Raw genomic sequence first — 9,130 nt, 5'->3', positions numbered from 1 at the left:
CTCGGCGAGCACGGCGAGCCCGGGCTCGGTGCCGTCGGTGGTGGCCACGAGCAGCAGGTCGACGGAACCGGCCCAGCCGGGCAGGGCCCAGCGCAGTGCCCCGGAGGCGTGGGCGACCCCGGTGGGGGCTTCGGTGCTGGCGCACCGAAGAGTGAAGGCCGTCGCTGCGCTTCGGCCAGGGAATGGCTTCGCTGACGCTCCGCCACATCCCGCCGCGAGCGGCGGGATGACGGAATCCCGCGAGCGGGATTCCGTATGGGACCGATCCGCGCAAGCGCGAATCGGATGAAATCCCCGCAAGCGGGAATTTCTGGGCTGGCAGCAAGAGAGGGTGCATCACGTGCGGGCCTGTGTGAAGTCTGGGTTTCAGGCCTGCTCCCCCCAGGGCAGGGTGACAAAATGTCAGGTCGGAGCGGGTGCCGGCTGATGCTGCGATGTGAGAGGCTCCGCTGCGCTCCGCCTTGACTCAGGGGTCCGTGGCGCGCAAGTCTGGCGGGGCTGTGCTCTGTCGTACAGCACAACCTGTTGCGTAGGAAGATGTATGACTCCATCTCACCCGCTTGGGTGGGATGGAGCTCCTGTGGCTGCATCATCTTGGTATGCTGCTGTGTAGTAATTGGGATTGAAGGGCTCTGGCTTCCGGACCTTTATGAGAACGCTCAGAATTTTCTCCAGAAAGGGGCCCGGGGTTAATGGCTGTGAAGCTTCGTGATCACCAGCGTGAGGCCGTCGAGGCCATTGTCCGGGGTCTCGATATCCCTCCGGGCGGGATTCCCGCCAACGGTCTGCGCGGGCAGGTCGTCTCGGCGTGCGGGACGGGCAAGACCGTCATGGCCGCGGAGGCGGCGCGGCGGCTGGTGCCGGGCGGGCGGGTGCTGGTCCTGGTGCCGACGCTGGATCTGCTGACGCAGACGGTGAGGGCGTGGCACGCTGTCGGGCACACGGGGCCGGCGGTGGCGGTGTGTTCGCTGCAGGACGACCCGGAGCTGTGGTCCCTGAAGGTGCGCTCCACGACGAACCCGGTGCAGTTGGCGCTGTGGCATGGGCAGGGTCCGGTGACCATCTACGCGACCTACGCCTCCCTGGGGGTGCTCGCGGAGGCGTTCGAGGGGCTCTACGGGCAGCAGTTGGCGCCGGTGGACCTCGCGGTCGTGGATGAGGCGCACCGTACGAGCGGGTCGATGGGGAAGGCCTGGGCGGAGATCCACGCGCAGAGCGTGATCCCCGCGGCGCGCCGGCTGTACATGACCGCCACGCCGCGGATCTGGCAGGAGCGCTCCGGCCCCCGGGACAAGCGCAAGGGCGTGCACCACCCGCTGCCGCGGGAGATGGCCGCCTCCATGGACGACGAGGCCATCTTCGGGCCCGTCCTGTACCGGCTCACCATGGCGCAGGCGGTGACCCGCGGGCTGCTGGCCCGCTACCAGATCATCGTCGTCGAGATCCAGGACCAGGTCCTCACCCCCGAGAAACTGCGGGGCGAGGAACGGCACGGGGAGAAGGTGCGCGGCCAGCGGATCGCGGCGCTGCAGGCCGCGCTGCTGCGGACCATGGCCGAGCACCGGCTGCAGACCACCATCACCTTCCACCACCGCACCATCGAGGCCCAGGCCTACGCCGAGGGCCTGGAACTGGTTGCGGCCAAGCTCCACGCCGACGACCCCGGCACCTACCCCCGGGTGATGTGGACCGACTGGCTGTGCGGGGAGCACGAGCCCGAACACCGGCGCACGGTTCTGGACGAGTTCGGCGCGACGGCCCGCCGCGCGGTCCTGGCCAACTGCAAGGTCCTTGGCGAGGGCGTCGACATCCGCGCGGTGGACTCCGTGGCGCTCCTGGACCCCAAGGGCGCTCCGCACGACATCGTGCAGGCCATCGGCCGGGCCCTGCGCCAGAAGCCCGGCGAGGGCAAGCTCGCCTCCCTGATCGTGCCCGTGTTCCTCCAGCCCAAAGAGGAGCCGGAGGACATGTTCACCTCCGGCAGCTACCGCCCCCTGGTGAAGGTCCTCGAAGGGCTGCGGGCCCACGACGAGGAAGCCGTCGAACTCCTCGCTATCCCCCAGGAGCCTCAGAAGCAGCACGTCAAACCGTCTCTGCCTCTCGGGGAAGCCCCCGGGGAAGGCGAGGAGGAAGCCCGGATGCTGCTGAGGTTCTCCACCCCCCGCGACCCCGTCGCGATCGCCGACTGGATCTCCTTCAACATCATCGACACCGACCGGCAGGACTGGGGCCGCGGCTGGTCCGCCCTGAAGAAGTACACCCAGCGCGAGAAGCACGCCCGCGTCCCCTACGACCACCGCGAAGGCGCCTACCCGCTGGGCCGGTGGATCGCCGAGCAGCGCCGCGCGTTCGGCGCCCGGCAGATGACCGGCGACCGCGCCAGCCGGCTCGAGGCCCTCGGGATGGTCTGGGACGCCGCCGACGCCGCGTTCGACGAACACCTGGCCGCGGCCCGCGTCTACTACGCGCAGCACTGGACCCTGTGCTGCCCCCGCACCGCCACCGCCCTCGACAAACCCCTCGGGCAGTGGATCTCCAACCTCCGCCGCCCCGGCGCGCTGGCCGGCCACCCGCGGCGGGCCGAGGCCCTCGCCGCGATCGACCCCGACTGGAACCCCGCCTGGCCGCCCGAGTGGCAGCGCCACTACGCCGCCGTCCGCGAGATGACCGCCGAGGAGACCGCCCTCGTCCACATCGAACCCGGCGTCACCGTCCACGGCATGGACATCGGACGCTGGCTGGAGCGCCAACGGCAACCCGCGGTGTGGGCCGGGCTCATGGACGAGCAGCGCGAACGCCTGGAACGGCTCGGCATCCAGCCCCTGCCCCCGAAGCAGAAGAAGGCCACCGCCACGGCCTCCAAGGGCGGCTCAGGGGCCTTCGAGCGGGGCGCAGCGGCCCTGGCCCAGTACGCGGCCCGGACGGGCACGGTGACCGTCCCAAGGACGCACGTGGAAGTCCTTGACGGCGGGGCTGAGGTGAAGCTCGGGATCTGGCTGACGAACACCAAGAGCAGGCGTACCAAACTCGGCGCGGAACAGCTGAAAGTGCTGGCGGACCTCGGGCTGGACTGGGCAACGTAGGGGCCCAGAACGTCGTGGCGCGGCCGGCACGGAGGACACATTGATCATCTTCGACACGAACGCGGTGAACATGCTGCCGCCCGAGGGGGCGCGGGCCGACTTCATCCGCAAGCTGCGGCAGTCCGGCCACCACCGGGTCGCGGTGCCGTGGATGGTGCTGGAGGAGCTGGCCGCCCATCAGGCCAAGCTGTACCCCGCCAAGTACGAGGCCGTCACGAACACCTTGGACAGGTTGCGCGCGATCGTGCCCTGGGAGCTGAAGAGCACGCTGGAGCCGCTCGATCTGGAGCGGCTGATGAACCACTGGCGGGTCGTCTACGGCGAGATCTTCGAGGTGATCGAGACCAGCCCCGAGGTCGCGCGGAGAGCGCTCACCCGTGAGGCGCTGGCCTTGAAGCCGGCCAAGCGGGCCGGGGACCACTCCGAGGGTGCCCGCGATGTGGCGATCTGGTTCTCCATACTCGAGTTCCTCAAGGCCAACCCGGGCGAGAAGGTCTGCTTCGTCACGAATAACACCAACGACTTCGGCGACGGGAGCGCTTACCCGTACCCGATGAACGAGGACGTCGAGGGCCTGGAGAACCGGCTCACCCGGCTCACGGACTTCAACGAGGTCGTCTCCGCCTTCACCAAGACCGTCTCGGGCGCGGACGCCGAAGCCGTCGCCGATGAGCTGCTGCGGTCGTCGGCCGTGCGCGCCCGCGTCGCCCAGACCGCCGTGGAGATCCTTGCCTCGCCCACTGGTTTCGCCGGTCTGAACGCGGACGACACGGTCGTGCAGTGGCGCGGCTGGTGGATCGCCCCCGAGGCCGAACTCCTCACCGTCACGGACGTGACCGGCCACGAGATCGAGGGCGACGTCTGGTACACGGCCAACGCCCGATGGCTGCTCTACGGCCTGGCCTTCGATGAGGACGCAGCCGACCCCCGCTACACCGCATGCACCTGGGAGACGAAAGTCCTGTTCTCCGCCCGGGCCGGTGACGAGGCACCCACCATCCTGACCCCGCAGGACCCACAGGTACCGGACATGTCCGACTCCGCGTGCATGGAACTCCTCAAGCAGGTCAAGAAGCGCACCGCCGACATCAGCCGCCGGACCCTGCGGGACCTGCTGGCCGCGACCTCCATCGCGGAAAGCGTGGTCTCCAAGGAGTTCCTGGCCGCCCTCGATGTGGCCGGCACCCTCCCCCACACGCCCCACCTGCTCTTCCCCAAGATCGACCACAGCGCCCTCTTCCCGGGCGTCACGGCCCTCAACAGCGTGGTGAAGCAGATGGGCTCCCTGGTAGACCTCTCGGGCCTGAACCGCAGCGTGGCCGAAATGGCGCTGCAGCAGCACCTGAACCTCAACGACTCCGTTCGGCGCAGTCTCGACGGCCTCGTGCCCACACTCGACATCGCCGGCCTGATACCGCGCACCGACCTCACCGCACTCATCGCAGCATCGGTCGCCAAGGGGAGCGCCCCGACCGACAGTGACGACGAGGAGGCAGAGGTCGCCGACAACCAGCTGTCGTTCGAAGACGCCGCCGCGGCAGAGGGAGCAGCGGCCGACGACGACGGGACGGATCCCGAACCCCCCGCGGATCAGGCGTCCTGACCCGCAGGGCCGAGCGCTGCACGCACAGCGGGAAGCCCGCGGCAGCCCGTGCGGCGGCCGCCCGGACCGAACTGCGTCCCACCGGGGTGGTGCCGGGTGGGACACGGTCGCCGCGCGCCACGGACGGCACCCGGCGCCGCTCAGGGGGGCGGGTCTGGGGAATCCCCTCCGCTCCTTTGCCGGTGGGGAACGGAACGTGGTGCAGACAGAACCGTGCGACGCCGCAGTGGTGCGGACCGCTGAGCGCGCGCCCGGTCTGCCTGTCGTCTACCGGCCCACCCGCAACCCGGCGGCCCGATCCGCTGCACCTCGTTCGACGACGTGGTGGACAAGGTGCCGGGCCGGGAGCAGGGACGTGCTGGTGCGGGGCGCCGGTCGGCGCGCAGCAGACTCAGGCGGGCATGGCGTGCACCGGGTGCACCGGGTGCGCCGGCAGACTTCGAGACCGACGTGGAGAAGCGCGGACCGGCGCGAGCGTCGCCCGCACGGCAGGCCGTTACGCCGACGTCCTGCCCGCAGCCCCAGGCGCCGCTATCCGCTGCATCATCATCCTCGACGAGGTGCACGAGCCTGGGCTCCTTCAACGTCCAGCCGGGACGCGAGCAGCAAGGTCATCGTGCAGGCCCGTCACGTGCAATCCGGTCGGTGTGTTCCACGAGGTCAGCCTGGCCTCGGCTGCTGCTGGATCCAGCCCTTGCCGGCGCGGAGGCGAACTTGCAGGGCTGCAGGGCCAGTAGCGCCCCGGCGGCCGCCGGGGAAAGCCCATGGGGCCAACGGGCACCCCGCGGGGTCTCGGCCCCAAGGAGGGCATGACAGCCGACGGCGGTATGCGCGTCTTCTAAGTGCACAGTCGTGAGTTGAAGTGTCGAAGAGTCCGGGTCTGAAGGGTTCAAGATCATCATCTGAGATGGTGTGAGTCGAGAGACTGAAAACCCGTTCTGCCTGCGGCGATACACACCCAGCGGACTCATATATTCGTACCAGGTTTCAGAGGGGTTGCTACGACGCGTCTGGGCGGAGCCACCGCCGCCGGAATCTGTGTCCGGGTTGTCAATGGCGCCGCGCATGCTTGTCCCGTGACCACCGAACTCACCGTGCTAAAGCGGGACAGGGCCGTGTCGCGGGACGACGCGATACGGATGCTGCTGCAGCAGTCCAGGCGCGCCGGGCGCGCCGTGCCGATACGGCGCGCCTTCGTCCAGGGCGCCGGCTCCGGCCCGCGCATCGTCACCGAGCCCGGCCCGCTGCACCGTCTGGTGCGCAGTGGGGAGCGGCTGGAGTTGCTGCTGCTGGTCCACTGCGTGGCCTCCGGGGGCGACTGGGGGGGCGACCGCACGCGCCGAGACATGGGCGCGAGCCGCGGGGATCTCCTTCCGTACCGACGGCACGGCCAGCGCCGCCGTCTCCCGGCACCTGGCCAGGCTGCGGGAGCTGGGGCTGGTCGACACGGCGCCGGACGGCCGGCATACCCGGATCTTCAAACTGTTCGAGGACGGCTCCGGCACGCCGTACACGGCCCCGCCGGGGAAGGCCGACGGCTCGCGCAGGGACGTCTACTTCAAGGTGCCCTTCGAGTACTGGGAGCAGGGGTTCCACGAGTCCTTGTCGGTGCCGGCGAAGGTGATGCTGCTGATCTTCATGAGCATGCGCAGCCGGTCGTTCGTGCTGCGGCAGGACAAGAAGTTCGCGTCCTGGTACGGGATCTCGCCCTCGACCGCCGGACGCGGGATCAGGGAGCTGCAGGAGATGGAGCTGGTCTACCCGTTCCTGGCCGAGCAGCACCTGGACGGGTTCGCCGTCCTGGGTCAGAGCACCCGGGAGCGGTGGGCGCTGGCCGCGCCGTTCGACCTCAACATCAACAAGACGGACCGCGAGGCCGCCGACAGCGTGTGGACCGTCGAGGGCGTCGCCTGCACCGCGGCCCGGTTCGTGGCCATCCTGCCCACGCCCTCGGCAGCGCCCGGGGCCGCGCCGGCCGCCGCGGGTGCGGCTCGCTGATGAAGACCACCGCGGCGCCGATAGGCGCCTGCGGTCGATGACTCCCGCCCCGGCCACTTGGGACGGGCGCGGCGCCGGCCGTCACCCCGGAAAAGGGCGACGGCCCCCTGTTCCCGCAGGGAGCCGCCCATGTGAAGAACCGAGAACTCCCCCAAGGAGGAATCATCAGTACCTTCATCGAGCCTACGGGCTCCCAGAAGCCGGCGTCGACCCGGCAGAATACCGCCCGGCAGCGCTGCCGACGGCGCCGGACGCTGCGCACCCTGACCCGGACGGCCATCCACAACATCGTCGGGGGCGCGGCAACCGCCCTCGGTATGTCCCTGATGGGATGGATCATCTGGTGGATCCAGCAGCGCTGACCGGGCGCAGCTGACCCTGGCCGCCCCGGCCGGCTCCCGTGAGGCCGACCGGGGCGCCAGGCCAGGCCCGGGGGCCTGCGGCCGGGCGGCGGACGCCGTCCGCTGCACGGACGCAAACCCGCAGCGGGCCTCACAGCCGGTCCTCCCCGGTGGCCATCGCGGCCCTTCCGGATCAAGGGCGTAACGGGCTCAGATGTCCTCAACGGCCATGGTCACCCGGGTCGTCCTACGGACGAGGCCGTAGGACACCGCGGGCGGGGCATGCACCCGGCACCACCGAAGTCGTTCCAGTGCCATGTCCCGCTCGTCGCAGGGCTCGGAGACCGAGCGCCACTGCCCATCGGAACCGGCCTCGACCCACCAGACGACGCGGCGGTCCGCCTCGGCCTCTTCCCCGCTCTCGCCATGCACACCGCAAGACCACGACCGCTCCGCCGCGCCCACCTCGGCACACGTCTCCCACCCTCTCGTATGCGGCCGTCGCGTACGGCTCCGCCCATACGGTCGCTCCGTCGCGGTCGGGCCGACCCGCGCCGGACGGCCGCGAACGGGGGCGCGAAAACCGCTATCGGGGGTCCTGGAGGGAGCGCGTAGGGTGCGTACTGCGGCGGGGGAGCTGTAGCGCAGAGGTCGACGTGCCCTCTTGCTCAGAGGGAGGACGCCGGTTCGAATCCGGCCTGCTCCCCCGCCGTGCTTACCCGCGAAACGGTCGGCGCCGGGACGGATCCTGCTCCCCCGGCGGTAGGTTGCGGTCGGCAGGCCGGGCGCAGCGCGCACTCGGGCACGGTTGTGTGGCGACCCGGTGCGTGCGCGCGCCGGCAGTCCGACCCCGATCGCGGGACGTCGTCCTGACGCCTCGTACGCCCCTTCCCGCCATCCGCTCCCTCCTCTCTGAAGAGTCACCGGCGCCGCCCGCGCAGTTCCGCCATGTCGATGGTCTCGCTGTCGTCGTAGCCGGAGGCAGCGAACGCGTCGACCGCCGGAGCGTGGGCGAGGCGGCCCTGCCAGTCCTGGACGACCGCGTACAGCCCGCCGAGGGAGAACGTACGGCCGGACACCTCGAGCGCGGCCGCCCACTCCCGCTCGAAGGCCGGCACCCAGCTGTCCGCGCGCCGGTCGGCGCACAGCCGGGCAAGGAGTTCAGCCGGCGCCCCGGGCGCGGGGGCGTACGGCGGGACGGGGGCGTGGTCGGGCTGCGCGCTCATCGGCGGGACCTCTCCTTGTAGAGGGCACGGCCGCACACCATGTAGTCGTCGTCCGTTCCCCAGCTGCAGAACCCGCCGAAGGGCACCTCGGAGGAGGTCAACGGAATCAGTCCCTCCCAGCGCCGGCCGTGCTCGACGCAGAGGAGGACGTCGTCAAGGTCCGGGTGACGGTAGGCCGCAATGCCTGCGTGAGGAGGTGTGGGGGCGGGCTGCGCGCTCATCGGCTGGTCCTCCCGGCGGCGGGTCGTCGCCTCACCGTACGCGGTCCGGGTGGCTGTGGATGCGGGCTTGACCGGATCCCCTCCTGCCGACTGCGCAGGGTGCGGGCAACGGCCTGGGCGTGCTCGCGCAGCAGCAGGTCCTACTTGTCCCAGGTAGCGGCCGCGTAGTTGAGGATGCCGGTCCTGACCGCGGTCGACAGCGCCACGGGGGCCGGGAGCAGCCCGTCCGACGGTACGCTCCACAGCGACCGCTATTGCATCCCCTGACCGAGTGGGGCCGGGTGTTGACGCGCGGGACGAGGGGTGAACCCCACCCGGACAGAGTGCTCCCCTAGGCCGACCGGGGCGCCGCTCCGCAGATGTTCCCGCAACCGTCCGTTGACCCGCCCGCAGTGCAGCCTCCCTCGCCTGGCCTGGCCAGCCACGCATCCGTCAGCTGACGGCCCTGGGCCGCAGTGGGCGCCCGGTCAGCCCGCCGGCGTGTCGACGTCCTCACACGTGCTGTTGGCGGCCGTCTCGGGCGGATGGGTCGCGATCCGCAGCGGCAGCGAGAACATCAGCGAGAAAGAGATCAAAGCCGCGGCAGCCCAGCTCGGCCCTTGGCAACCAGCCGTGAAGCCGTGCCGACCTTGATACCTGAAACGAGCCATGGCGGGCA

At 70.6% G+C, this 9,130-nt stretch carries 7 protein-coding genes, 1 tRNA gene and 1 pseudogene; 5 read left to right on the top strand and 4 right to left on the bottom strand.

Annotation, left to right across the window (positions count from 1 at the left end; translation table 11 throughout):
- Nucleotides 1-126, bottom strand: a pseudogene (locus E6U81_RS31860) (mannose-6-phosphate isomerase); the annotation flags it as partial.
- A gap of 566 nt (nt 127-692) precedes the next feature.
- Here E6U81_RS31860 and E6U81_RS31855 point away from each other — a divergent pair.
- The 4 genes from E6U81_RS31855 to E6U81_RS31840 all read left to right on the top strand — a co-directional run bounded on the left by E6U81_RS31855 (nt 693) and on the right by E6U81_RS31840 (nt 7,046).
- Nucleotides 693-3,083 carry a DEAD/DEAH box helicase gene (locus tag E6U81_RS31855; protein ID WP_136233493.1) on the top strand — a complete coding sequence of 797 codons (2,391 nt, stop codon included), beginning with the start codon at nt 693-695 and terminating at the stop codon, nt 3,081-3,083.
- Nucleotides 3,084-3,123: 40 nt separating this feature from the next.
- On the top strand, nt 3,124-4,686 hold the full coding sequence (locus E6U81_RS31850; RefSeq protein WP_136233492.1) for a PIN domain-containing protein: 1,563 nt from the start codon (nt 3,124-3,126) through the stop codon (nt 4,684-4,686).
- Nucleotides 4,687-5,949: 1,263 nt separating this feature from the next.
- Entirely contained in the window at nt 5,950-6,684 is a 735-nt protein-coding gene (locus tag E6U81_RS31845; RefSeq protein WP_136233491.1) for a winged helix-turn-helix domain-containing protein, read from the top strand.
- A gap of 131 nt (nt 6,685-6,815) precedes the next feature.
- Nucleotides 6,816-7,046: a hypothetical protein gene (locus E6U81_RS31840; RefSeq protein ID WP_136233490.1), complete on the top strand. Its 231-nt coding sequence runs from the start codon at nt 6,816-6,818 to the stop codon at nt 7,044-7,046.
- Nucleotides 7,047-7,235: 189 nt separating this feature from the next.
- On the opposite strand, the gene E6U81_RS31835 is transcribed toward E6U81_RS31840, so the two are convergent.
- Nucleotides 7,236-7,457 carry a hypothetical protein gene (locus tag E6U81_RS31835; RefSeq protein WP_136233464.1) on the bottom strand — a complete coding sequence of 74 codons (222 nt, stop codon included), beginning with the start codon at nt 7,455-7,457 and terminating at the stop codon, nt 7,236-7,238.
- Nucleotides 7,458-7,658: 201 nt separating this feature from the next.
- Between E6U81_RS31835 and E6U81_RS31830 the strand changes: the two genes are divergently transcribed.
- Nucleotides 7,659-7,731, top strand: a tRNA-Ser gene (locus E6U81_RS31830).
- 214 nt (nt 7,732-7,945) lie between these two features.
- Here the strand turns inward: E6U81_RS31830 and E6U81_RS31825 are convergent.
- A complete protein-coding gene (locus E6U81_RS31825; protein ID WP_136233489.1) occupies nt 7,946-8,251 on the bottom strand; it encodes a DUF6247 family protein in 306 nt (101 codons plus the stop codon).
- The gene (locus tag E6U81_RS31820) at nt 8,248-8,472 is read right to left on the bottom strand and encodes a hypothetical protein (protein ID WP_136233488.1); all 225 of its coding nucleotides are present in this window, start codon (nt 8,470-8,472) and stop codon (nt 8,248-8,250) included. The genes E6U81_RS31825 and E6U81_RS31820 overlap by 4 nt, the downstream gene beginning before the upstream one ends.
- Nucleotides 8,473-9,130: the final 658 nt, after the last annotated feature.

This window comes from Streptomyces sp. A0592 (genome assembly GCF_004795115.1).
Classification (GTDB): Bacteria; Actinomycetota; Actinomycetes; order Streptomycetales; family Streptomycetaceae; genus Streptomyces; species Streptomyces erythrochromogenes.
Note: the sequence above shows the minus strand (reverse complement) of the source record. Positions and strands in the feature narration are given on the sequence as shown.

Coding starts and splice junctions, on each gene's coding strand:
- E6U81_RS31820 (WP_136233488.1), bottom strand. CDS start 8,472: ATGAGCGCGCAGCCCGCCCCCACACCTCCTCACGCAGGCATTGCGGCC.
- E6U81_RS31825 (WP_136233489.1), bottom strand. CDS start 8,251: ATGAGCGCGCAGCCCGACCACGCCCCCGTCCCGCCGTACGCCCCCGCG.
- E6U81_RS31855 (WP_136233493.1), top strand. CDS start 693: ATGGCTGTGAAGCTTCGTGATCACCAGCGTGAGGCCGTCGAGGCCATT.